Below are 23,615 nucleotides of genomic sequence, written 5' to 3' on the forward strand. Positions count from 1 at the left end.
GCTCATGCTATAGTGAGTTAAATTAAAGCCTGTATGTGAATATGACTCTGCATTTATTGCCTAAAAGTATGTTTGAAGCAATTGATTTACTGCCAGATGCTTCAACGCCTGTAACTTTGTTTACGCGCCACTCTTTACGTGAGTTGGTGAATGGGCAAGGTTTGGCAGGTTATGATTTGCAGTTGACTGAGCAAGGTCGGGATTTGGCGTATGCTTGGGGGCAATATTTAATTCAAAATACGGATCGGGCAATTCAACATTGTATTTCCAGCCCGATTCAGCGCTGTGTGGATACTGCTGCTTTGATGATTGAAGGCGCTGATGAAACACGTAAAGTCGTTAATACCCATCAAATTGAAATTGTTGAGCAGCGTTTGTTGGTTGAACCGGGTAGCTTCGTGTTGGATATACAGCAGGCTGCACCTTATTTTCGTAAACAAGGTGCTTTAGGTTTTATTAATAGTTTTGTCAATAATGCTTTACCTGGGATGAAACATCCCATTACAGGCGTATTTGATGTATTGGAATTGCTTTATCATACCCATCCTACACAACAGAATGGTTTAAGCTTGGCTGTAAGTCATGACACGATTCTTGCTGCCATTGTTGCGGTGATTTCTGGTAAAAATCAAATTGAACAAACGGATTGGCCAGACATGATGGAGGGTTTGTTTGTATGGTTTGAGGGCGAGGACTTTGCGGAAAGTCAATTAAAATGGATTTGGCGTGGTGAGCGGCAAGCGTTAGAAATAAAGCAGTTTTTGAATCGCTAGTTCTAATTGATAATAAAAATGTTGCTTTGAAATATTAAAATCAAATCGGATAATAACTCACTAATCAAGAGCATTAGACTGCTGTTGATGTGAATCCAAACCGATCATTTGGATTCAAATATCAACATGATTGAATTAAAGTCTGATTAACCACATTTTCCAATTTTTTGTCCTTCGATATTGCTGAGGTTTGCTTGCAACTTGGTTGAAGCTGAACAGTGAATATTCCCTGAAATTATTGACTTATCTAAACTTAATATTGTCGCAGCTTGTGCAATATGTATATCACCACTGACACTTGAGTTAATTAATTTGATTGCTTTTGCTTGGTTAGCTTGAATGCTGCCTTGGATAGACGAGCTATTTAAAATCAAACTGCCACCTTTCCCGATATTTACATCGCCTTCAATTGACGAATTGTTGAGTGTGCAATTTGCACCTGAGGGAACAGTGAGAGTACTGACCGTATTGTTCTCGATCGTATTTGTGCAGCTTGCAGCAAAACTGAGACTACTGCATGAAAAAAGTGCGACTGCGATGATAACCTTCCTATTCTTATTCATTTGGCTCTCCAGTTTTTGTAGATTGATTGTTGCTCAAAACTTAAATTTAAATGAATTCTATATGCCTGAAATAGGTAGTTTGAGTGAGGGAAGTGTAGTGCTGTTGGTGGAGTTATGTTCAATTTGGAAATGTAAATAAAATTGAATTAGATTAAAAGTGTAATAAATCCAGTATTTCTTGTTTTTACGATAAATTAATTTCCCTTCCTGCTATTTAAGTTGATAGTATATATAAATACATGATTTATATTAACTTTAACTAATTAACTTAATTTATCATTAACGATAATTTATCAAGTTTTTCTTGGGGAAGTGTGATGCAATTACAACTTAAACATTTAACGGTTTGTTTGTTATCGGCCATGCTCGTCGCTTGCGGTGGTGGTGGTGCAGATCATTCAAATGCAACAAATAATACCGAGCCGCCAAAAAATGATCATGGTACTGGAGGGAATACCAATCCTACGCCAGGTGATGGAACCAATGAGTTACCGGGTGATGGGACGCCTGAGACACCAAATAATGGCTCAGGAACTACTGTGCCAGAACTACCAAATGGCGGCGGTAATATTGGTTCAGGTGGTGTCACACCAGAAGTTCCGAATACTGGCAATAATGGTTCGGGAACGACAACACCTGAAACACCGAATAATGGTAATAACAATTCAGGAACGACAACACCTGAAACGCCAAATGGCGGTAATACTGGTTCAGGTGGTGTAACACCAGAAGTGCCTAATACTGGCAATAATGGTTCAGGAAATACAAAACCTGAAACACCGAATAATGGCAATAATGGTTCGGGGAACACGACACCAGAAACACCGAGCCAAGGTGGAGGAGGAAATACAGAAACACCGTCCATTCCACCTGTGGTAGAAAAGTATCCAGAACCTCGTAAAAATATAATAGATGAATCGGTACTTGGTTTTTATGATTACGATAAGCTTGGACTGCCACGTCTACTGCGTAATGATCTAAATGGCAGTTTTGCTGCGATGTTGCAATTTGCACAAAATCATGTGGTCAATCCTAAGAATAATGAAAAAGACTCAATGCCGCGTCTAACCACAGAAAAAGATGCCTTGTTGTTGGTGACACCATTGGCAGAAATGGGTGATTTACAGAAGCTACAAGTCGAAATTTATCAAGGCAATCAACTACTCAGAACGGTTAAATTGAAAGAGCCGTCAAGAATTGCAGCCTCTGATCAATCCAATACTGATGGGCGTCCGCCTGTGAGTTACTCTAAAAGAGCATGGACGGTTGCCTTAAAATGGAATGAAATTCGTGCCGGTTTACATCTCCGCGTGGTTGATCCACTGAATAATCGTAGCGGTGATTTAACTTCCGAAAATATTGATTTGGCTGCACCAGGTGAATTGGTGGTGCAAAATATCCGTTTGGGCTTATTAACGGACCCTCCGAAGTCAACAGGCCACTATATGTTGCTTGAACCTGCCAAAGCGGGGACAGATTATTTTCAGACCATTCCTGCTGCACGTATGATCGTGACCAAATATGAGGATTTAAAGCTGAATAAAGTCATGGTCGCAAGTGGTGTGATCTACGACTCGGCAAGTGCAACCACGGGTGATGTTTATAGTGGTGATATGCGTGAAAACACGGCTAAATCGACTTTTGGTGTGGGGATTAACTTGGCCAATTGGGGGATCACCAGTGCTTCAATGGCGAGCCAAGAACAGCCACAAATTACGCAAAGTGTTGTGGCCCATTATGCGCGCGGCAAATACAGCAACGGTGAGGCAACTCATGGCCTCAGTGGTGGGAATGGTATGCTGACCTTGATTGACTCTGTAGGTAATGAGTTTAGTCATGAAATTGGTCATCATTATGGATTGGGGCATTATCCTGGTTCTGTCGGGGATAATATGTTCTGGGCAGCGCATCATGCTGATAGTGGCTGGGGCTATATTGCGTTTAGAAATAAAATGCGCGGTAATCTCAATTGGACTACCACTAATTTAGGTGATGGTGCAAATGGTGTACCGAATTTTCTGAATAAATATGCCTATGGTTGGGATGCGATGTCTGGTGGTGCGACGGCAAGTAGCATTTCTAAATATACTCATTACACCGGCTATAGTACCTATTTAAAAATTCAGCCTGCATTTGATCGTTATGTTTGGGATGCAACTTCTCCAACGGGTTATAAAAAATGGAATGCCACAACTCGGATGATGGAGGTTGCTCAGCCTAAAACACCAAACTCAAGTAATGTTTGGTATAACCGTGCTGATGGTAATTACTTGAAACCAAAAATGTTTGGTGTGCCAGTCTATACGATTTTGGGGGGGTATGATCCAGAGGCGCAGGTTGGCTTGGTTTATCCTGCTGCAAAAGGGAATTGGGGTAATGTATTTGATCTACCACAAGCCAATCCAAATTCAGTAACAGCAAGTTGTTGGCTGAATGTGCAGTTTGCCAGTACGAGTCAAAATATTGCTTTAGCACCACAACGAATGAACTCGAATAGCAACGCCAATAAATTCCATGTCAACCTTGCGCAAAGTGAAGCACCGCAGCAAGTGAATTTGTATTGTAAAAAGGCCAATCAAGCAGCTGTGCTACTTTCAAGTACATCTATTCCTGCGAGTACAGTGGCTCTAGCACCTGCAGTTGAAATTGGTAAAGAAGCAGAATACTCAGCTCTTAGAGCGATTGAGTTGCCTCAATTAGAGCAGGCCTTAGTCGAGAATAAAAACAAGCCAGTTGTAAATCTTTCGACGGATGCAAAGTTACTATTTGATTCATATAGAACCTTTAAAGATCAACTATCACCTGATGCTCAGAATGAGATGGTACGTTATACCCAGCAGCAAATTAAGCTTTATCGACTCAATCGCTGGATCAATGTATATCGTTCGGATTTGACCAATTTAAATTCCGATGCATTAACTGCATTCCATGCTTTTGTTGAAAAGTTAGAACTCAAAGGTGATTTGAATTTTGCATCAAGCACCAGTTTATTAAACAGAACCAATTGTTTAAAAGCTGAGAAGTTGGCGAATGGTGATTTAAATGCATTTATTAGTGGATCAACAGGCTGTGTCGGTGATGACTCTGAGAAATGGATTTATGATGCATTGGGTAAAATCCATAATAAGCAATATATAGATCAGTGTTTAACGACTACAGCTGGTAATGTTATCAATCTCACACCTTGTAGCAGTGCAAGTAGTCAAGTGTGGGAGCTTGATACAACTGCGCTGGCGATTAAGCAATCGAATCAGTGCTTCGATTTGGAGGGTGGCTACTTAACCAATAATCGTGCACGTCTAATTCGCTATCGTTGTACCAGTGGTGCCAATCAAAAATGGACGATTCCAGTCGTAAATAACAGCCTCGTTCTTGCTGGTTTGTCTGCAAAGAATCTGGTATTGGCGACTAAGCTTTTACAATCTAGTCCTTAATGATTTGGGTAGTTTATCTCAACGTCATAAGTTGATGATATGAAGTCCTTCGGGACTTCATATTTTTTTATGCAGAGTATTTTCTTAGAAAGTTGAAAAAAATAATAAAAGTGCACTTTTAAAATGTAGAAATTTTCGTCATGATAGGCTTATAAAAAGAGAAACTTGACGCATAATTGGATAAAAAGATGTTATTAAACACGATTTACTTATGGGAGCCTGAGGTTTTTACAGGTAAAGTCCCTTCGGAAGATGATTCACATCAAGTTGCTTTTGAACTGCATCAACAATATTGCCATATCTCTAGTCATGGTAGAACTTTGCAAGCATGGTTGAACTTATTTAGCAACAAGATTTGTGATCCGCAATACCAATCTTATTTTTCTGAACAGACGCAACAATGGGTGCAAGGGATTAAGACTAAGTTCGCTCAAGGATTGTGTGCCAGTGTGCAAGTAGATGTTCTAGCAAATGAAGCACAAAATGATGCGGTCTATCGGGTCTTTTATGAGGCCGCGCATGAAACAGGAATTGGCTTCTATGAGTCAAATTATAATGTGTGGGGAGTTGGTGAGTTACAATCCCCTGAAAATGCGGTTTCAAATATGTTGCAGCCATATTTGTTAGAACCTTTAAAAATCAAAGTGACTGAACCAATTTCTGAGCCTAAAAAGCAATTAAATTATTTTCAAATACCACAAAGCATGCCTGAAGCGGAACAATTGATTAGTCAATGGTTTGAGCAGCAAAGTTATGCCCAGCATTTAAAGTTGGATGTATTTAATGTTGCACATGATTTTATTTCAAATTGGGGCAATATTGGACGGCCTGAATTGGCGTTGGATGCAGGATATCGATGCTTTTTACTGACCCAAAAGCAGCTTGGTATTTTCTATCAGTTGAAAATGGTGCTTAGGAAATTAACAGTCAGTCCAATGCTGTCTTTTGCGATGGATTTTACGGATCGTTTTATTCCTGATCAATTGCAAGAGCAGTTGCCTGAACGCCTGATTTTTCGTCTACGTTCAATGGATGTGCATAAAAATACGGGGCAAAAAAATAATGTAGAACCGAGTTTTGCGTTGATGGGGCGCTGGGATACACAAACAGATATTCAGGATTTCTTTACTAACTTAGATGCTTATATCAATTTTATTTTTTCAAATCTAGGGCAAGGTCGGTTAGAAGTATTACAGGCATGGGCTTACGGTGATATGCCTGTAGATATTAAAATCGATTTGGATTTTCGCTTTGAGTTGATGATGATTGCATTAAGCCAAGATCAGTTGTATTTGCAAGAACGCTATCAACAGCATAAGGCTTTGTTGATGCAGAGCAATGCCCGAGCGAGCGATTTGGGTTTGTTGGAGGAGAGTTATATATTATGCCAAAAGCTGCTCAAGATCGTGACAGAGGCGGGAACGGGCTTACAGCCTTATGTGAAAAATTAATGGCAATAAAAAAGCCCGAAAAATTCGGGCTTTTTTATGTGCATCAAATTAGTTAGCTAATGCTTTAACTTGAGCGTTCAAGCGGCTCTTATGACGAGCAGCTTTATTTTTGTGGATGATGCCTTTATCAGCCATACGGTCGATTACAGGTACAGCTGTTTTATAAGCTTCTGTAGCAACAGCATAATCACCAGCAGCGATCGCATTTACAGTACGTTTGATGTAAGTACGAACCATAGAACGTAAGCTTGCGTTGTGTTTACGTGCTTTAACGTTTTGACGAGCACGTTTTTTAGCTTGAGCAGAGTTTGCCACTCGTGCACTCCTTGAAAATAAGTTGGTCTGGGCGGGCTGAAGTTAAAACCAATAAAACATTAGCAACATTCACCAGCCCGTAAACAAGTGCCATATTTTGAGGAAACTAAGCCGCGAAGTCAAGTCTTGTGATACTTTTAAGTACATTTAACAGGTGAAAACTGTGCAAGAAAACGTTACATTAGCCTTAGATATTGATTGGAATAAATAAAAATGAAAATAGGTGATAAAAAGGCAATCGTCATTGGTGCTACAGGTTTGGTTGGTCAAGCACTCATTGATGAGTTACAACATTCGGATGACTTCAATGCGATTACCGTTGTTGTCAGAAAAAAATCAGATACATTAAAAACTTACAGTAAAGTTAATCAGCTTGTTTTAGAAGATTTCTTATTACTCAATGATGAAGATGTGAGTGCTTATACACATGCATTCAGCTGCTTGGGAAGCACCATAAAACAAGCAGGATCGAAAGCGGCATTTTACGCGATTGATTATGAAATCAATGCCCATTTTGCTGATTTAGTTCAGGATAAAAATATTCATTTATTAGTGGTCAGTGCGTTGGGAGCGAATGCTAATTCACCAGTTTTCTATAATAAAGTAAAAGGTGAGCTGGAAAACTACCTCAAAAGCCTGTCAATTTATAAGCTATCGATCTTCCAGCCGTCACTATTAATTGGTAAACGAAGTGAAGTGCGGGTCTTGGAAGATATGGCTCAAACGATTTTTAAGCTCGTTGAAAAGACATGGACCAGACCGTTTAAACTTAAACCTGTAACGGCTGAGCAATTGGCGCATACTATGTTGCTTGCGGCACAAACGCAGACAGCTGCATTCAAACTCTATGACAATTTAAGCATACAACAAAGCAAATAATGGAGAATTTCAGTGACAACGATCCCTTTCGTAACGTGTGATTTGTTAGATGATAATCCTGAAAAAGACCTACAAGTGGTAATACCCTCACTCGATGGTAAATTCTTTAAAAGTTATGGTGCGCGTAAGACCTTTGGTGGGCAAGTGGTTACTGTAAAGTGTTTTGAAGATAACTCCCGTGTGAAAGAACTTTTGGCAACTGATGGTACTGGCAAAGTCTTGGTTGTTGATGGTGGTGCTTCAATGCGTTGTGCATTGATGGGAGATTTGATTGCGGAGTCTGCGGTAAAGCATCACTGGAATGGCGTGGTGATCTATGGTTGCGTACGTGATGTCGATGCGATTGCAGAATTGGATTTAGGCGTACATGCATTGGCTGCAATCCCGCAAAAAAGTAATCGTAAAGGCATAGGTGAAGTTGATATCACATTGTATTTTGGCAGTGTGACGATCAATTCTGGTGATTATCTCTATGCAGATAATAACGGTATTGTGATTGCAAAAGAAAAATTAGTCGATTGCTAAAAGGATAGCGTTATGTTGAAAATGGTGAACCATCAATTCAAGGTTTTACAATCTGTGGTGGCAAGTGTGATTGAAGGTGGGAGAGGTGTTTCTGGTACACCATTTCCAAATCAACCTGCAAAAGCACTTAAGCTCTATGAATTCGAAGGTTCTCCATTTTGTCGTCGTGTCCGCGAAGTCATCACTTTGTTGAATTTGGATGTAGAAATTTATCCATGTCCTAAAGGTGGTCAAAAGTACCGCCAAATCGTCAAAGCAAAAGGTGGGAAACGCCAATTTCCATTCTTGATTGATGAAAATACAGGTGACCAATTATATGAGTCACAACAAATTATTCATCACTTGTTTAAACATTATGGGAACAGTGGGAAGACACCGAAGAAATTTAGTCATTACCCAAAACTCCCTTATGTCTCTACTTTAGCAACAGTTGCCAATTCAGCGCGTGGTGTATGGATTAACCAGCAGATTGTTGATCGTCCTGCACCAGCACAGTTATTGGAGTTATGGAGCTTTGAGGCGAGTCCTTATACACGGTTGGTTCGTGAAGTCTTGACAGAATTAGAGCTGCCATACATTCTGCATAATGTGCCTAAAGAACGTTGGCAGGATATGGGGCCTGCAGCTTTACGTTTAAAACCAGGCAAGTATATTCCATTGCCCAATGGCAAACGCGAAAAGGTGGTTGAGGTGATGGGGAGAGATATTCAAGTTCCGTATTTGCTTGATCCGAACACAGGCGTGAAAATGTTTGAGTCGGCTAAAATTGTTGAATATTTAAAAACGCAGTACGGAAAATAAATGTTGAGAAAGCATCTTGTAGAAGATGCTTTTTTATAGGTGGTTGTGTGATGTGAGTGTTGCTTGATTGGTCGTTTTAGCGGTTTAATATAGTGAAAAGTAGAGTGATGTGATTGATCGATGTTAAGCCAGCTGAGCAACCTATTCAAAAGTTCCAAAGAAACGCCTGAGCAGTTATTTTTAAAAGAACATGCTTTAGTATTTGATACAGAGCAGGGCGCGATTCTAAATGGCGTGGTGTTGAATGGCTTGAGCGTTCGTTTGGAATATTTTTCTAATCGAAAATTAGATCGATTTGATGATTTAGAAAAGCTATTTCGGATTGCACCACAAATCAATGAAAAGATTGACTTGGAAATTCATTCACAACACTTTGTTGAGCGATTAGGAAATACAGAAGAAAATCTAAAAGAGTTGAAGCAAGTGATTAAAGTGTTAAACGACTATTATGTGAAGTTTAAGCGAGCTAAATAGCCTAAGTGGGAAGATGGTCTTTAAAGTATAACATCCAAACTATAAAGCTCATAAACCAAAGACAAGAAGCGAAAAATATAATAATAGATAAATGCCTTTCTTCACCTGCTAAAAAGTGAAGTAGTACAAAGCATAGCTCTAAAAATAGGAAGATATTTATTATGAATAACCACATCTCTAATACCCATTGGTAATTTGATAGTTTATTTTTCGAGTTGTCATATAGGGTAGAGCAATGCATGAAGAAATGAAAAAGATAAAATTAAAATTAAAGACATAGCTCATCGCAAAAAATAGAGTACTAAAAAATATGCTGTTGATTGTCCTTTTATAGCCTTGTAGGCTTTCCACTGGATATTTAGCTAAAGCTTTTTTAAAAGATAATTCCGCAAGATAAAACCCAAATAAAAATAATAGAACCAGTAAAACTGGATGCCAAGCACCTATATAAAAAAGTTGATAGAATAAGAATGACTGCATAGGATAAGTGTTATTTTGAGTTGTTGTTTATATAACCAAAATAATAATAAAAAAAGGGACTAAATCCAAAGATTTAATCCCTTTTTTTGATCAGGTTAGAGATTATTTTTCAATAATCGCCGTTACACCTTGACCACCAGCAGCACAGATCGAAACAAGGATACGACCTGAACCTTTTTCATTTAAGATTTTCGCAGCAGTCGCGATGATACGACCACCTGTAGCAGCGAATGGGTGACCCGCAGCTAAAGAAGAACCTTTGATGTTGAGCTTGCTACGATCAATTGAACCTAAAGGTGCATCTAAACCTAAACGCTCTTTACAGAATTTCTCGTCTTCCCATGCTTTCAATGTAGAAAGAACTTGTGATGCAAATGCTTCGTGGATTTCATAGTAGTCGAAATCTTGAAGTTTAAGACCAGCACGCTCAAGCATACGTGGAACTGCATACGCAGGTGCCATCAATAAGCCTTCTTTCTTACCAACGAAATCAACCGCAGCAGTTTCAGAGAAAGTTAAGTAAGCAAGTACTTCGTGACCATTTGCTTTAGCCCATTCTTCAGACGCTAAAAGTACACATGAAGCACCATCAGTCAGTGGAGTCGAGTTACCCGCTGTCATGGTTGCAGCTTCGCCTTTACCAAAGACTGGTTTTAATTTTGCTAATTTCTCAGCAGTCGAGTCAGCACGTAAGTTGTTGTCACGATTTAAACCCAAGAATGGTGTAATTAAGTCATCGAAGAAACCTTCTTCATATGCTTTTGCCATTTTTTGGTGAGAAGAAGCAGCAAGAATATCTTGCTCTTCACGTGGAATACCCCACTCAAGCGCAGTGATTGCTTGATGGTCGCCCATAGATAAACCTGTACGTGGCTCACCATTTTTAGGTGCATCCATAAGATCTTTAACATTAATTTTTGCTAAAGCTTTTAAACGGTCTTTACCTGTTTTAGCAATGTTAAGCTCAAGCAGGGCTTTACGTAAGCCGTCACCGAAAGCGATTGGTGCATCAGAAGTGGTATCAACACCGCCTGCGATACCTACTTCGATTTGACCTAAAGCAATTTTGTTTGCTACCAGGAAGGCTGCTTGTAAGCCAGTACCACATGCTTGTTGAATGTCATATGCAGGGGTTTCTGGCGCAAGTTGAGTATTTAAAACACACTCACGAGTCATGTTGAAATCACGGCTGTGCTTTAATACTGCACCAGCAACCACTTCACCTAGACGTTGACCTTGTAGGTTGAAGCGCTCAACCAAACCGTTTAACGCAGCTGTAAACATGTCGATGTTAGAAGCTGTGAAATAAGCGCCGTTAGAGCGAGCGAAAGGAATACGGTTACCGCCGATAATGGCAACACGGCGCACAGTGTTTTGGCTCATGGTTTTATCCTGTTGAACAGAAGGTTTGGTTGTTTTAGCTGTAGCTGCTTTCGTCGTAGTAGATGATGCAGCAGTGCTTTTTGTAGTCCCCGCACTACGTGTTGTAGAGCGAGCACGCGTTGTTTTAGGTGTCGTCGTTGCCGCTTTCGATGTTGTGCTTGCAGTTTTACGTGAAGTTGAAGCTGCTTTTGATGTATTTGACACAGTCTCTTGAGCGGAAGTCTCGACTGCTGGATTTTCTTGAGTTGTTTTGCTCATAAGGCTTTTCCAAGCATAATTGCGAAATTCTTGCTACAAACATACCATATTTCCAATAGTGCTGTATTGACTAGAATGACGCTTGAGACCACATTCAGGTCAAGACATCTAGACATGAACTCAAGTATGATTTGCTATGAGTCAATCAGACATTGATTTCATGCCATATCCCAACATGATTCATGTGTTTGTAACAAATTCATTTGTATGAGAGATAATAACCATGACTGATCAGTACCAAGCATTTACACAATCACCTTTAGGTAAGTTTGTCGTAAAAAATCTAGGTTTACCATCACCAGTAGCACTAGATCGTTTTGAAAGTGCTCAACCAGTTGTAAATGGTGCAGTATTGCTTGGCGCAGCACCATCAAGCACAATTTCTGCTGCGATTGCTCAAGTTCTTAGCAATATTCATGCAGATAGCTATGTCGGTAATAATGTTGAATTACAACAAACGGCTGCAAAGGTCGGTTTAAATCTTCGTCCTCTTAACGCAGATGATAAAGAATCTAAGTTTAAAGCGGTTGTATTTGATGCGTCTGGCATTCAAGATTCTGAACAATTAAAAGCGTTATACGACTTCTTCAATCCAATCGCGCGTCAAATCTCAAGTTCAGGTCGTGTGATCGTGATTGGTACTACACCTGAAACTGCAAAAACAGTCAAACAAGCGATTGCACAACGTGCGCTTGAAGGTTTTATCAAATCTGTTGGTAAAGAATTCAAAAAAGGTATTACTGCTCAAGTGGTTTATGTGGACCAAGGTGCAGAAGCAAATCTTGAATCAACTTTACGTTTCTTGATTTCACCACGTTCTGCTTATGTCTCTGGTCAAGTGATCCGTGTGTCTAAAGCAGATGTGGTTGATTTAGATTGGGCGAAGCCACTTGCAGGTAAAACAGCATTAGTGACTGGTGCGAGTCGTGGTATTGGCGAAGCGATTGCACATGTATTGGCGCGTGATGGTGCACATGTCATTTGTTTAGACGTTCCACAACAACAAGCTGATCTTGAGCGTGTTGCTGGTTCAATTGGTGGTTCAGTATTGGCAATCGACATCACTGCTGCTGATGCGGGTGAGAAAATCAAAACTGCTGCTGCAAAACAAGGCGGCGTAGATGTGATCGTACATAACGCTGGAATTACCCGTGACAAAACTTTGGCGAATATGAAGCCTGAGCTTTGGGATCTAGTAATCAATATTAACTTGTCTGCAATTGAGCGTGTTAATGATTACTTACTTTCTCATGATGGTTTAAATGCCAATGGTCGTATCGTTTGTGTATCATCAATCAGTGGTATCGCGGGTAACCTCGGTCAAACTAACTATGCAGTATCTAAAGCAGGTGTGATTGGTCTGGTTAAATTTACTGCGCCGACATTGAAAAATGGTATTACCATCAATGCAGTTGCACCAGGTTTTATCGAAACACAAATGACTGCCGCGATTCCATTCGCGATTCGTGAAGCAGGTCGCCGTATGAACTCAATGAACCAAGGTGGCTTACCTGTAGATGTGGCTGAAGCAATTGCGTGGTATGCATCTACTGGTTCAACAGGTGTAACAGGCAACGTTGTTCGCGTCTGCGGTCAAAGCTTGTTAGGTGCCTAAGCATTAGGGTTTTGAAGAGGGGTGCTTGTGCATCCCTTTTTTATAAAAATATTGAAAGGTTTATTATGAATACACGTCATTTTAGTCAGTTGCCAAAACCTTATTTAGCTTATCCAAAAGTCATTCAAGGTCTCATTTTCAAAAAACCAAAAGGTGAAAAGGTTCTGCCACAAGTTGAGTATGTGGTGGATACACTTAAGATTGATAGCAAACATTTAGAAAGCTATAACGAGATTTGTGGTTTTAAAAATGATGGTTTCGTGCCAGCAATCTATTTGGCAGTTTTGTCGCAAAGTCTGCAAATGCACATGATGACCAGTGAAGCATTTCCATTCCCGATCTTGGGTTTGGTGCATATTCGTAATCAGATCAAACAAACTCGCAAAATTGCTGTGAATGAGCAAATTACTTTATCGTGCAAGTTTGGTGAGCTAAAACCGCATGACAAAGGTTTACAGTTTGATTTCATCACGACTGCGAAAGTCGGTGGTGAAGTGGTGATGGAAAGTTTAACCACTTATTTATCACGCCAAAAAACTGAGAAAAAAGCAGTTGAAAAAGCCAAAGAAGTGAAAGAACCTGCTTACCAACCACAAGCAGAATGGAATATTTCTGAAAATACCGGCCGTCGTTATGCCGTGATTTCGGGTGACTTTAACTTGATTCATATCCATGCTGTGACTGCAAAAGCGTTTGGCTTTAAACAGGCGATTGCACATGGGATGTGGAGCAAAGCTAAAGCTTTGGCAAGTATCGAATTACCTGCGGCTTATGAGGCAGATGTTTGGTTTAAACTACCGATGTTCTTACCATCTACGGTGGAGTTTTTAACTGCAGCCGAGCCAAAACAAACAGATTTCTTAATTCGTAATGTGAAATCTAAAAAGCCACATGTTGCCGGTACAGTAAAAGCCCTTTAGTACTATCATATAATGTAAATAATCCCTGTTGTTCGCAACAGGGATCTTCTAACAAGTATAAATATCATAAGGATTTGAGCTTTGATTAAAGAACTTTTATTTGCTGATACACATCATTATCACGGCAGTGTTGATGAACGCTTTATAGATTTGGCGAGCCAATTTAGCCGTCTGCAAGATGCACGAACCCAGCAAGGTGGTGCAGCATTGGTGGTGTATTTCCAAGGTCAAAAAGTTGTTGATATTTATACGGGTAAGAAATCTCAAGAAGAAGATTGGCAATCCAATACTTTAGCCATGTGTTATTCAACGGGGAAAGGCATTCTAGCGACACTTGCCCATATTTTGGTGAGTGAAGGTGTGCTGGATTATGAGCAACCGATTGCACATTATTGGCCTGAGTTCGCTCAGAATGGTAAAGCCAATATTACTTTACGTCATGTTTTATCACATCAAAGCGGTTTATTTGACATTCGCAATACTATTGAAACCGCAACAGAAATGCTGGATTGGTCGCATATGCTGGATGTGATTGCCGCAGCGACACCACGTTTTGCAGCTGGACAAAGTTTTGCTTATCAGCCTTTGACCTATGGCTGGATTTTGGGTGGTGTACTTGAGAAAGCAGCCAAACAACCTCTGAGTTGGCTGATGCAACGTTATCTGGTACAACCGCTTGAACTGGATGGCACATATTTTGGGACACCAACAGCAGAATTAAATCGTGTTGCACGGCTATTGGAAAAACCGAAAACGGCATCTCAAGCTAAACCGCAGCCAAAGAAAAACAGTCAACCACGTAAAGTATCCTTATCAGAACGCTTATTGGAGTTTTCTGGGCAAAATCCACAAGATTTCCAAGATGCCATGATTCCAAAAGGCATGCGTCATTTTAGCTTCTATAGTAATGAAGGTTTGCAAGCTGTTATTCCTGCGGCCAATGGCGTATTTACTGCCGATAGTTTGGCAAAAGTTTATGCAATGCTAGCCAATCAAGGGCAATGGCAGGGGCAACAACTGATTCGCCCAGAAGTGTTTAAGCAACTCAGTACGGTACAAAGCAAAGTACGTGATCGCGTGATGCCGATTCCAATGCATTGGCGTTTAGGTTATCACCGTATTTTAACGATGGGTAAGCGTGCACCGCATGGTTTTGGACATGTTGGCTTTAATGGCTCAGGAGCATGGTGTGATTTTGATCGTGAACTCAGTTTTGCTTATACCCATAATTTTAATATTACCTCGGCAACAGGGGACTATCGTCTATGGGGCTTGAGCCAAGAAACGCTCCGCTGTGCAGATGAAATATTAACAGGTCGAAAAGGCTGGTTTTAATTTGCCTTAATTTGATAGGGTGGAATGTGGTAAATCACTGCTTCATATTTGCTTTCAGTCTTGTATGCAGCAATAGTTCCACCTAAAAATTCAGCCAGTTTACGACTTGGCTGATTATCCACTGCAACAGGGTATAGGAAATATTGGGCGGATATGTGAGTAGAAGCCCAACGAAATACTTCTAAAATCGCTTCTTTGGCAAAACCTTGATTGTGGCAATCTTCCCGAATCCATAATCCCAGTTCAGGTGTTGATGTCTGCATTCGATGCACACCGATGAGACCAATAAACAGCTGATCTAGTTTACGACGTAACACAAAATGGCGATCGGTATGGTTTGTTTCGGCGATCAGCCATTGTTGCCCAATTTTTTCTTGAGCTGCGAAGTTTTGAGCAGGTTCCCAAGCCATATAACGGGTTAATGTTGTTGTCACACAAGGGTAGATATCAACAAGATCATCCATTTTAAATACAAATAAATCGAGTCTTGCCGTTTGTAAGAGTGCTCGTTTCATTGTTTACTCATTTTGATTTCTTAAATAATTCTGCTTGAATAATGGCTTCGGTGTGGCGTTTAAAATCGTTTTCATTTAAGCCAATCAACCCCAGTTTGTAAATCCCTTCCAAGCCACAGACAAATGAAATTAGTCGCCATGCGATGTCATCGCTATTGGTCTCAAAATGAAATTCACCTAATGCTTGGCCTTCATCAATCATCCGTACAATTGAACGATGCCAGTCTTGCATGGCAATATTATAGGCCCGTTTTATTTCCTGATCTTGATCAATAAGGACTTCAGCTTCATTCCATAATCTTAAATAAGGCTGGATTTGCTCAATATTTTCGCAACCGAGTAGCAGGGAGAGGCGCTGTAAAGCGTTGGCTGTGCTGACCTGATTTTCAATTTCGTCTAATTGTTGCATCAATTTGATAAAGGCTTCTGCTTTTAAATGCGAGCTGGAAGCAAAGTGGTGGTGTACTTGTCCTGTCGAGGTTTGGGCTTCAGTGGCGATACGACGAACTGTCATTGCAGAAAAACCTTCGTTTAATGCGACCTGCATCGCAGCTTGTAAAATCATTTCACGACGTTGTTCGCGGTTTAAATAAGCCATTCTTTTTTAGCACCTATGAGTACATACAAATCAGAGACAAATTAACTCAACTTTAAAAGTTGGACAAGCGTTCAATTATGGTTATAATAACGCCAACTTGAACAATTGTCCAATTTAGAGGCATTTATGTCACGCAAGTGGTTAATTCTTGCAATCGTTGTACTGATTTATCTTCCTGTATCAATTGATGCAACCGTTTTACATGTGGCAACACCGACATTGAGTGAGTCACTTTCATTATCCGCAAATGAATTGCTGTGGATTATTGATATTTATTCCTTGGTCATGGCAGGTCTGATTCTGCCAATGGGTGCCTTGGGAGACCGTATTGGCTTTAAAAAGCTGATGATTATTGGTGGTATCTTATTTGGTCTAGCATCATTGGCCGCAGCCTTTTCTTCTACTGCATATGCATTAATTGGTTCTCGTGCTTTATTGGCTGTTGGTGCAGCCATGATTTTGCCTGCCACTTTATCTGCGGTTCGTAATACTTTCCTTGATGAAAAACAGCGTAACTTTGCTTTAGGTGTTTGGGCAACTGTCGGTGGTGGTGGTGCAGCCTTTGGCCCATTGCTTGGTGGTTTTTTGCTTGAGCATTTTCATTGGGGCTCAGTGTTCCTGATCAATGTTCCGATTATGATTGCTGTACTTGCTTTAACGGTCTTTGTGATTCCAAAGCAGGCAGGGCAACCAAAGCAAAATCTTAACTTATTACAGGCCATTGTATTGGTGGTTGCAATCCTGAGTATGATCTATGCGATTAAGACTGTGATGCACGGTTTTAGTATCTGGTCAGTTCTGATATTTGCAGTTGGTTTTAGTTTATTGATTGGCTTTATTCGTACACAGCTCACATCAACGTCTCCAATGATTGATATTCAATTATTCAAACATCCTGTGATTGCGACAGGTGTTGTGATGGCAATTGTATCAATGATGGCCTTAGTCGGATTCGAGTTGCTGATTTCTCAGGAACTACAATTTGTTTACCAACTCTCACCGTTGGCTGCGGGCGCATTTATTTTACCGTTTATGATTGCGATCAGTTTAGGTGGTCCAATTGCCAGTATGCTGGTCAATCGTTTCGGTCTGCGCTCAGTTGCATCGCTTGGTATGTTGATGAGTGCTTTAAGCTTATGGGGATTGGCAAATACTGATTTTATGCAGGCGAAGATGCAGGTCTGGAGCTGGATGGTTGTTTTAGGTTTAAGTGTGGAAATTGCTTTACTGGCGTCAACCTCTGCAATTATGTCTTCAGTACCGCCAAGTAAGGCGACCGCAGCAGGGGCAATTGAAGGGATGGCCTATGAACTGGGGGCGGGTCTAGGAATTGCCTTTTTCGGTCTGATGTTGTCATGGTTTTATGCTAACTCGATTGTGGTTCCAGCCGATGTACCACATAACATCATTGAACAGGTGAGTAGTTCGATTGGTGAGGCCGTTCAAGCCGCTAAGCAATTACAGCCAATGATTGCTGAACATGTCATTGCAGCTGCGAAGCAGGCCTTTAGCCAGTCGCATCGTTCGGTGTTGAATGTAGCAGCCTTATTATTCTTGATCTTGTCGATCTTTATCTGGTTTGCTTTACCAAAGAGAGTCACTGTGGTCGAGGAATAATGATTGACCCTGATCTAAATTGAGTTTAGGTCAGGGCATTTTTTAAGGAATAGTTATCCCAAATTCACGTAAGATCTTACACAATTGAATCATGGGTAAGCCCATCAAGGTGGTTTGATCATCACCCACCATTTTTTCAAATAAGCTAATCCCCAAACTTTCACATTTAAAACTACCCGCACAATGCAAGGGTTGGTCAATTTCAATATAACGCTCAATTTCTGGCAATGTCAGCTGGCGAAATTTGACTTGGTAATGTTCGACCAGTGTGGTTTCAAAGCCAGATTGCAAATGTTGGACGCTGAGCGCGGTACTGAAAAACACGGTTTGACCCGAGTTTGCCTGCAATTGTTGAATGGCATTTTGAACACTCAGTGGTTTGCCAATAAAGTCATACGGAGCATGTTCGCGCCAAGCCACTTGATCTGAACCAATCACAATTGCATCAGGATGTTGCTGAGCAATCACACCTGCTTTCTCAAAAGCAAGACGTTTGGCCAAATCATCGGCATGTATTTCACCTGATGCAGATTCATCAATATCAGGGGAAATACAACGATAATCCAGCCTTAAACGATCCATCAGATCTTTACGGGTTTGACTGCCTGAGGCTAAAATCAGTTGATGTTGAAGCATTAGACAGCGTATTCCACAAGGATATTCAAGGGAACATAATGCAGTACGGCATTATGGCAAGCATTCAACTTAATCGGTGGTGCTTGTCCTGCTTGATAAGCTTCGACCCAACGCGTTACACAGATACACCAGAAGTCTCCGGGTTTAAGCCCAGGAAAGCCAACTTCGGGTAACGGTGTAATGAGGTCATTGCCGACTTTTTGCGAGAAATTTAGAAATTCAGAAGTCATTTGTGCACACATTGTATGCTGACCTAAATCGGTGACCGCCGTGTGGCAAAAGCCATTACGAAAATACCCAGTGATTGGGTCATAACAACAACTGGCTAAAGGTTCGCCAAGCACGTTTAAACGATTAATTTTTGGATCTGGATGAATTGACATAATAATAGAAAGATTTAGTGACGGTGATTATCATAATCAAAACTGAAGCTTTCGGCAGCTTTTCTGCAAAAAAACTCACCTTTATTTCAGAGAATCATTTAAAATTACGCCGTTTTTAAAATCAACTAGAGAGCCATCCATGAATTTTCAGCGCATGACTGATCTTGATTTAGCAGGTAAACGAGTTCTTATTCGTGAAGACTTAAACGTTCCTGTAAAAAATGGGGAAATTACCAGTGATGCACGTTTACGTGCTGCATTGCCAACAATTAAAGCTGCTTTAGAAAAAGGCGCGGCAGTGATGGTATTTTCTCATCTTGGTCGTCCTGTAGAAGGTGAGCCAAAACCAGAACAATCACTTGCACCAGTTGCTGCTTACTTAAGCAAAGCGTTGGGTCAAGATGTTAAATTATTCACAGATTATTTAGATGGCGTTGAAGTGGCTGCGGGTCAAGTTGTGTTACTTGAAAACGTTCGTTTCAACCACGGCGAAAAGAAAAATAACCAAGAGCTTGCGAAGAAATACGCTGCGTTATGCGATGTATTTGTTATGGATGCATTCGGTACAGCGCACCGTGCAGAAGCATCAACTGAAGGTGCAGCACGTTTTGCGCCAATCGCAGCTGCGGGTCCTTTATTGGCAGCTGAGTTAGATGCGCTTGGCCGTGCAATGCAAACACCAGAAAAACCAATGGTTGCGATTGTTGCAGGCTCTAAAGTATCAACTAAACTTGATGTGTTGACTTCATTGTCTACCATCTGTGATCAATTGATCGTGGGTGGTGGTATTGCCAATACCTTCTTGGCTGCAGCTGGTTTTAATGTGGGTAAATCACTTTACGAAGCGGATTTGGTTGAAACGGCAAAACAAATTGCGGCAAAAGTGAGTGTTCCATTACCTACAGATGTTGTGGTTGCAGATGCAAGCCAAATCAACTTTGAAGATTTCCTTGGTTCATTGGCAAGTGCACAAGCTGTTGTGAAAAACGTGGCTGATGTCACTGATACCGATATGATTTTGGATGTTGGTCCTGAAACGGCTAAAGCATTTGCAGACATCTTAAAATCGTCTAAAACAATTCTTTGGAATGGCCCAGTGGGTGTTTTCGAAGTCGATCAATTCGGTGAAGGCACTAAAACACTTTCATTGGCGATTGCTGAATCTGCTGGTTTCTCGATTGCAGGTGGTGGTGATACGCTTGCTGCGATTGATAAATATCAAGTTGCTGATCAAATTGGCTATATCTCAACAGGTGGCGGTGCATTCTTAGAGTTCGTAGAAGGCAAAACTTTACCTGCTGTTGCTGTTTTACTTGAGCGTGCTTAATCAAGTTTTAATTTATTGATTAATAATAAGATAATTTAAAAAGAGTCGATATTTATCGGCTCTTTTTACTTTTGTACAACGTTATCGTCATTAAAATGTCATATATCTGAAATATGCTTGTCATAACTTAACCAAGTAACTGTGGAAAGCCGTGATGAAATTTAAATTAACCCTTGCCGCTCTAATTATTGCTCCAATCATGCTGACTGCATGTGCAAAGAAAGAAGAAGCGAAAAATGCTGAACAGCAAGACCAAACAGCTGCTGCTGTATCAACACAGACATCCCCAGAGCAACAAGCTGCAATTGATGCGATTGATAAACCGAATTTAGATGAAAATAATACTGATGTTGCTGAACAAGGTGCAGCATCTGAAGTCGCTACGAGCGAAGCGCACTAAGTGACAACGCAGAAAAAAGCCGATGTTTCAAACATCGGCTTTTTTTGTATTTATGAATTAGCTTTGCAGTAGAAGGTAAGCGTGGTTTGATAATCATCATCTCGAGCTAAAGAGGCATTCTTGCCCGTAAGTGTGCCGAGTACACCTGCTGCAGCTTCAACCATTTTACCTGTTTGTTCATTGACCACACCTTTTAATACACCTTGGTACGCGGTTTTTTCGTCAACAACAACTGGGGCTGTGTTACGGGTACAGGTTTTTTGAGCGGCAGTTACTGCATTGTTTTTTGCAATCAGGTTGGTTTTACCAATACCTGTGACTTCGTATTGATTATTTTCTTTTTGAATCGCCAACGTGTTGGTTGGTGTAGATGCACACGCTGTCAATCCGAGTGCCAAGCCACCAACTAAACTCATGATTAAGGTTTTTTTCATTACTTGTTCTCAAGTCGTTACATAATTGTATTATTGGAACATAGAATTTCTGAGTGCTTTTGCAGGTTATGTACAGTTTGTGCAGACACTCTGTAAATTTTCTCAAATGAATGATGAGTTTAGCGATGATGATATTTGTTATTTACCAACGAAATTCAATTATAGACATCTGTGACAAGCAAGAATTAAGCATAGTGGAAATCATTCAGATTATGCTAATCTAGCGCCATCCTTGTGTTAGTTAGATTCATTTCAATGACGGACTCAAATATAGAGACAATTCATCAAAATATTCATCAACGTCAATCTATTGGGCAACTGATTGAGCCTGCACCAAATACAGAACAACTCGAAAAAGCAGTGCAAGCTGCATTGACTGCACCTGATCATCATCGTTTAAAACCAACTCGTTTTGTGATTGTGACTCCTGAACTACGTGCGGCTTTTGGTGAGCAATTAGCGAGTGCTTTAGCAGATTTAGGTGAAACAGATCCTGCACAACTTGATCGAGTGAAACAGCATCCGTTTCGTGCGCCTCTGTTGGTTTTAGCCTTAACCACGATTCAAGATCATCCTAAAGTTCCACACTTTGAACAGATTTTAAGTACAGGTGCTGCAATTCAAAACTTCTTGTTGTCATTACAAGCACAAGGCTTTGCAACCATGTGGCGTTCTGGGGCTGTGGTTGAATCAAATTGGTTGAAACAGCAATTGGGATTAAAACAACAGGATCTTATTTCTGGAATTATTTATATCGGAACAGCAGCGAAAGCGATTGCGCCAAGAGCAGAAATAGATAGTCAAGATTTTGTAAAAGTATGGCAAGTAACCTAAGCTTTGTTTTGCATGATTAAAGAAAGAAATTCGTTTCAGGATAAAAAATGACAGAGTTAAATTTTAGTGATTTAGTTGAACCAGTTGCCGTAGATCAGAAAACAGCATTAAGAATTACGGTCTTGGGCGGTGGTAGTTTTGGTACAGCGATGGCAAATTTAGCGACCAGAAATGGTTGCGATACCATGATTTGGATTCGTGATGCTGCTGTTGCGGAAGAAATTAATCAAACGCATATCAATAAACGCTATTTACCTGATTATCCATTGGAACCTGCTTTGCGTGCAGTGGCTGACTTAGAGCTTGCTGTACGCGATCGTGACATTATTCTGGTCGCCATTCCAAGTCATTCATTCCGTGATGTGCTCAAACAGATTGCGCCGTTTATTACTTCTCAGGCTGTGGTTTCATTGACCAAAGGCATTGAAGCAAAAACCTTTAGTTTTATGAGTGATATTATTCGCAAAGAATTACCAGAAGTGCCGTACGGTGTTTTATCTGGTCCAAATCTTGCCAAAGAAATCATGGCGGGTATGCCTTCAGGAACGGTTATCGCCAGTGAGTCAGAACTAGTTCGTTATGCGGTGCAACATGCTTTACATAGTGCTTTATTCCGCGTGTTTGGTAGTGATGATGTACACGGTGTTGAATTGGGTGGCGCGTTAAAAAATATTTATGCAGTTGCCATGGGTATGGGTGGGGCTTATAAGATTGGTGAAAACACCAAAAGTATGATTCTAACGCGTGCGTTGGCAGAGATGAGCCGTTTTGCAGTGAAGCAGGGTGCCAATCCATTGACCTTCTTGGGATTGTCAGGTGTTGGTGATTTATTCGCCACCTGTAACAGTCCATTAAGTCGTAACTATCAAATCGGTTTCGCATTAGGTTCTGGGAAAACCTTGGACCAAGCGACTAAAGAGTTGGGTCAAACTGCGGAAGGGATTAATACCATCGTACAAGTTCGAACCAAAGCGGAGGAGCTGGATGTATATATGCCAATTACCAATGCACTGTATGATGTGATTTTTGAAGGTGCGCCACCAATGACCATTGCGTTGTCTTTGATGAAAAATGGTCATCGCAGTGATGTGGAATTTGTTTTACCTCATCATGAAGTCTAATCAAAAAACTGTCATCTATTCGCGTTATGATGCAGCTATAAAAAATAAGGTCGTTTTATGCAGTTAACTTTAGTTCGTCACGGTGAAGCATCTCCAGCCATCAATGGAAATGATATACTGCGTCCACTTACACCACGTGGACATCAACAAGCTGAGCAAACAGGACATTTCTTAAAAGATGTGATTCAACCTGAGATTTTTGTGGTGAGTCCACTGTTACGTGCTCAAGAAACTTTGGCGCATATCAAGGCACATTTTCACGGCATTCCTGTGTTAATTTGCGATAAGATTAAGCCAGATGATGATGCCAAGGATGCAATTGAATGGTTGTCAAAATTACCGTATGAGTCAATTGCAGTGGTGTGTCATATGAATGTTGTGGCACATATTGAAGAACAATTGACGCATGAAGGCTTTAATCCATTTGCATTGGCAGAAGCACGTATTTATGATCAAGCTGTGATCGCGAATGGTTTGTCGACACAAAAGAATCGTTTTACACCAACATTATAATTTTTATATATCCGCAATAGGATAAGGGTAC

The 23,615-nt window shown here is 40.6% G+C and carries 24 protein-coding genes; 16 read left to right on the plus strand and 8 right to left on the minus strand.

Annotated elements, in window-relative coordinates; translation table 11 throughout:
- Positions 1 to 41: 41 nt before the first annotated feature.
- Entirely contained in the window at positions 42 to 773 is a 732-nt protein-coding gene (locus F902_RS09280) for a histidine phosphatase family protein (protein ID WP_005202872.1), read from the plus strand.
- 146 nt (positions 774 to 919) lie between these two features.
- Here the strand turns inward: F902_RS09280 and F902_RS09285 are convergent, their stop codons facing one another.
- On the minus strand, positions 920 to 1,336 hold the full coding sequence (locus F902_RS09285; protein WP_005202873.1) for a hypothetical protein: 417 nt from the start codon (positions 1,334 to 1,336) through the stop codon (positions 920 to 922).
- Positions 1,337 to 1,653: 317 nt separating this feature from the next.
- Here F902_RS09285 and F902_RS09290 point away from each other — a divergent pair, with 317 nt between their 5' ends.
- Positions 1,654 to 4,770, plus strand: coding sequence for a M66 family metalloprotease (locus F902_RS09290; protein ID WP_005202875.1), 3,117 nt, complete (start codon positions 1,654 to 1,656; stop codon positions 4,768 to 4,770).
- Between the two features lie 188 nt (positions 4,771 to 4,958).
- Positions 4,959 to 6,221: a hypothetical protein gene (locus F902_RS09295; RefSeq protein WP_005202883.1), complete on the plus strand. Its 1,263-nt coding sequence runs from the start codon at positions 4,959 to 4,961 to the stop codon at positions 6,219 to 6,221.
- A 48-nt stretch (positions 6,222 to 6,269) separates the two neighbouring features.
- Here F902_RS09295 and rpsT read toward each other — a convergent pair whose 3' ends face one another.
- Entirely contained in the window at positions 6,270 to 6,536 is a 267-nt protein-coding gene (gene rpsT, locus F902_RS09300; protein ID WP_004807943.1) for a 30S ribosomal protein S20, read from the minus strand.
- A 213-nt stretch (positions 6,537 to 6,749) separates the two neighbouring features.
- On the opposite strand from rpsT, the gene F902_RS09305 reads away from it, so the two are divergent.
- From F902_RS09305 to F902_RS09320, 4 genes are all read left to right on the plus strand, one after another.
- Positions 6,750 to 7,415: a Rossmann-fold NAD(P)-binding domain-containing protein gene (locus tag F902_RS09305; protein WP_005202885.1), complete on the plus strand. Its 666-nt coding sequence runs from the start codon at positions 6,750 to 6,752 to the stop codon at positions 7,413 to 7,415.
- A 12-nt stretch (positions 7,416 to 7,427) separates the two neighbouring features.
- Entirely contained in the window at positions 7,428 to 7,940 is a 513-nt protein-coding gene (gene rraA / locus F902_RS09310; RefSeq protein WP_005189586.1) for a ribonuclease E activity regulator RraA, read from the plus strand.
- A gap of 12 nt (positions 7,941 to 7,952) precedes the next feature.
- Entirely contained in the window at positions 7,953 to 8,741 is a 789-nt protein-coding gene (locus tag F902_RS09315; RefSeq protein ID WP_005202887.1) for a glutathione S-transferase N-terminal domain-containing protein, read from the plus strand.
- A 120-nt stretch (positions 8,742 to 8,861) separates the two neighbouring features.
- Positions 8,862 to 9,215 carry a hypothetical protein gene (locus tag F902_RS09320; protein WP_005202888.1) on the plus strand — a complete coding sequence of 118 codons (354 nt, stop codon included), beginning with the start codon at positions 8,862 to 8,864 and terminating at the stop codon, positions 9,213 to 9,215.
- 582 nt (positions 9,216 to 9,797) lie between these two features.
- Here F902_RS09320 and F902_RS09330 read toward each other — a convergent pair.
- Positions 9,798 to 11,336: an acetyl-CoA C-acetyltransferase gene (locus F902_RS09330; protein WP_005202890.1), complete on the minus strand. Its 1,539-nt coding sequence runs from the start codon at positions 11,334 to 11,336 to the stop codon at positions 9,798 to 9,800.
- Positions 11,337 to 11,559: 223 nt separating this feature from the next.
- Here F902_RS09330 and F902_RS09335 point away from each other — a divergent pair, with 223 nt between their 5' ends.
- From F902_RS09335 to F902_RS09345, 3 genes are all read left to right on the plus strand, one after another.
- Positions 11,560 to 12,951, plus strand: a complete 1,392-nt coding sequence (locus tag F902_RS09335; protein ID WP_004807931.1) for a 3-oxoacyl-ACP reductase — start codon at positions 11,560 to 11,562, stop codon at positions 12,949 to 12,951.
- Positions 12,952 to 13,016: 65 nt separating this feature from the next.
- Positions 13,017 to 13,871 (plus strand): MaoC family dehydratase, encoded by an 855-nt coding sequence (locus F902_RS09340; RefSeq protein ID WP_005202891.1) that lies wholly within the window; start codon positions 13,017 to 13,019, stop codon positions 13,869 to 13,871.
- A gap of 81 nt (positions 13,872 to 13,952) precedes the next feature.
- A complete protein-coding gene (locus tag F902_RS09345; protein WP_005202892.1) occupies positions 13,953 to 15,206 on the plus strand; it encodes a serine hydrolase domain-containing protein in 1,254 nt (417 codons plus the stop codon).
- On the opposite strand, the gene F902_RS09350 is transcribed toward F902_RS09345, so the two are convergent.
- Entirely contained in the window at positions 15,203 to 15,721 is a 519-nt protein-coding gene (locus F902_RS09350) for a GNAT family N-acetyltransferase (RefSeq protein ID WP_005202893.1), read from the minus strand. The genes F902_RS09345 and F902_RS09350 overlap by 4 nt on opposite strands.
- Before the next feature lie 7 nt (positions 15,722 to 15,728).
- Positions 15,729 to 16,319, minus strand: coding sequence for a TetR family transcriptional regulator (locus F902_RS09355; RefSeq protein ID WP_005202894.1), 591 nt, complete (start codon positions 16,317 to 16,319; stop codon positions 15,729 to 15,731).
- A gap of 126 nt (positions 16,320 to 16,445) precedes the next feature.
- Between F902_RS09355 and F902_RS09360 the strand changes: the two genes are divergently transcribed.
- Positions 16,446 to 17,936 carry an MFS transporter gene (locus F902_RS09360; protein WP_005202896.1) on the plus strand — a complete coding sequence of 497 codons (1,491 nt, stop codon included), beginning with the start codon at positions 16,446 to 16,448 and terminating at the stop codon, positions 17,934 to 17,936.
- 42 nt (positions 17,937 to 17,978) lie between these two features.
- Here F902_RS09360 and F902_RS09365 read toward each other — a convergent pair whose 3' ends face one another.
- The gene (locus F902_RS09365) at positions 17,979 to 18,572 is read right to left on the minus strand and encodes a Maf family protein (RefSeq protein ID WP_005202899.1); all 594 of its coding nucleotides are present in this window, start codon (positions 18,570 to 18,572) and stop codon (positions 17,979 to 17,981) included.
- A complete protein-coding gene (locus tag F902_RS09370) occupies positions 18,572 to 18,955 on the minus strand; it encodes a DUF2237 family protein (protein WP_004653014.1) in 384 nt (127 codons plus the stop codon). Before F902_RS09370 ends, F902_RS09365 begins: the two co-directional genes overlap by 1 nt.
- Positions 18,956 to 19,094: 139 nt before the next feature.
- Here F902_RS09370 and F902_RS09375 point away from each other — a divergent pair, with 139 nt between their 5' ends.
- Positions 19,095 to 20,282, plus strand: a complete 1,188-nt coding sequence (locus F902_RS09375) for a phosphoglycerate kinase (protein WP_005202901.1) — start codon at positions 19,095 to 19,097, stop codon at positions 20,280 to 20,282.
- A gap of 154 nt (positions 20,283 to 20,436) precedes the next feature.
- The gene (locus F902_RS09380) at positions 20,437 to 20,682 is read left to right on the plus strand and encodes a hypothetical protein (RefSeq protein WP_005202902.1); all 246 of its coding nucleotides are present in this window, start codon (positions 20,437 to 20,439) and stop codon (positions 20,680 to 20,682) included.
- Between the two features lie 50 nt (positions 20,683 to 20,732).
- On the opposite strand, the gene F902_RS09385 is transcribed toward F902_RS09380, so the two are convergent.
- Positions 20,733 to 21,116, minus strand: a complete 384-nt coding sequence (locus F902_RS09385) for a hypothetical protein (protein ID WP_005202905.1) — start codon at positions 21,114 to 21,116, stop codon at positions 20,733 to 20,735.
- A 255-nt stretch (positions 21,117 to 21,371) separates the two neighbouring features.
- On the opposite strand from F902_RS09385, the gene F902_RS09390 reads away from it, so the two are divergent.
- From F902_RS09390 to F902_RS09400, 3 genes are read left to right on the plus strand one after another with little or no spacing between them, the layout of a single operon-like run.
- Positions 21,372 to 21,950 (plus strand): nitroreductase family protein, encoded by a 579-nt coding sequence (locus F902_RS09390; RefSeq protein WP_005202906.1) that lies wholly within the window; start codon positions 21,372 to 21,374, stop codon positions 21,948 to 21,950.
- 47 nt (positions 21,951 to 21,997) lie between these two features.
- Positions 21,998 to 23,071: an NAD(P)H-dependent glycerol-3-phosphate dehydrogenase gene (locus tag F902_RS09395; RefSeq protein WP_005202911.1), complete on the plus strand. Its 1,074-nt coding sequence runs from the start codon at positions 21,998 to 22,000 to the stop codon at positions 23,069 to 23,071.
- A gap of 57 nt (positions 23,072 to 23,128) precedes the next feature.
- Entirely contained in the window at positions 23,129 to 23,584 is a 456-nt protein-coding gene (locus tag F902_RS09400; RefSeq protein ID WP_005202913.1) for a SixA phosphatase family protein, read from the plus strand.
- Positions 23,585 to 23,615: the final 31 nt, after the last annotated feature.

The sequence above is a fragment of the Acinetobacter higginsii genome (genome assembly GCF_000369525.1).
Lineage (GTDB): Bacteria > Pseudomonadota > Gammaproteobacteria > Pseudomonadales > Moraxellaceae > Acinetobacter > Acinetobacter higginsii.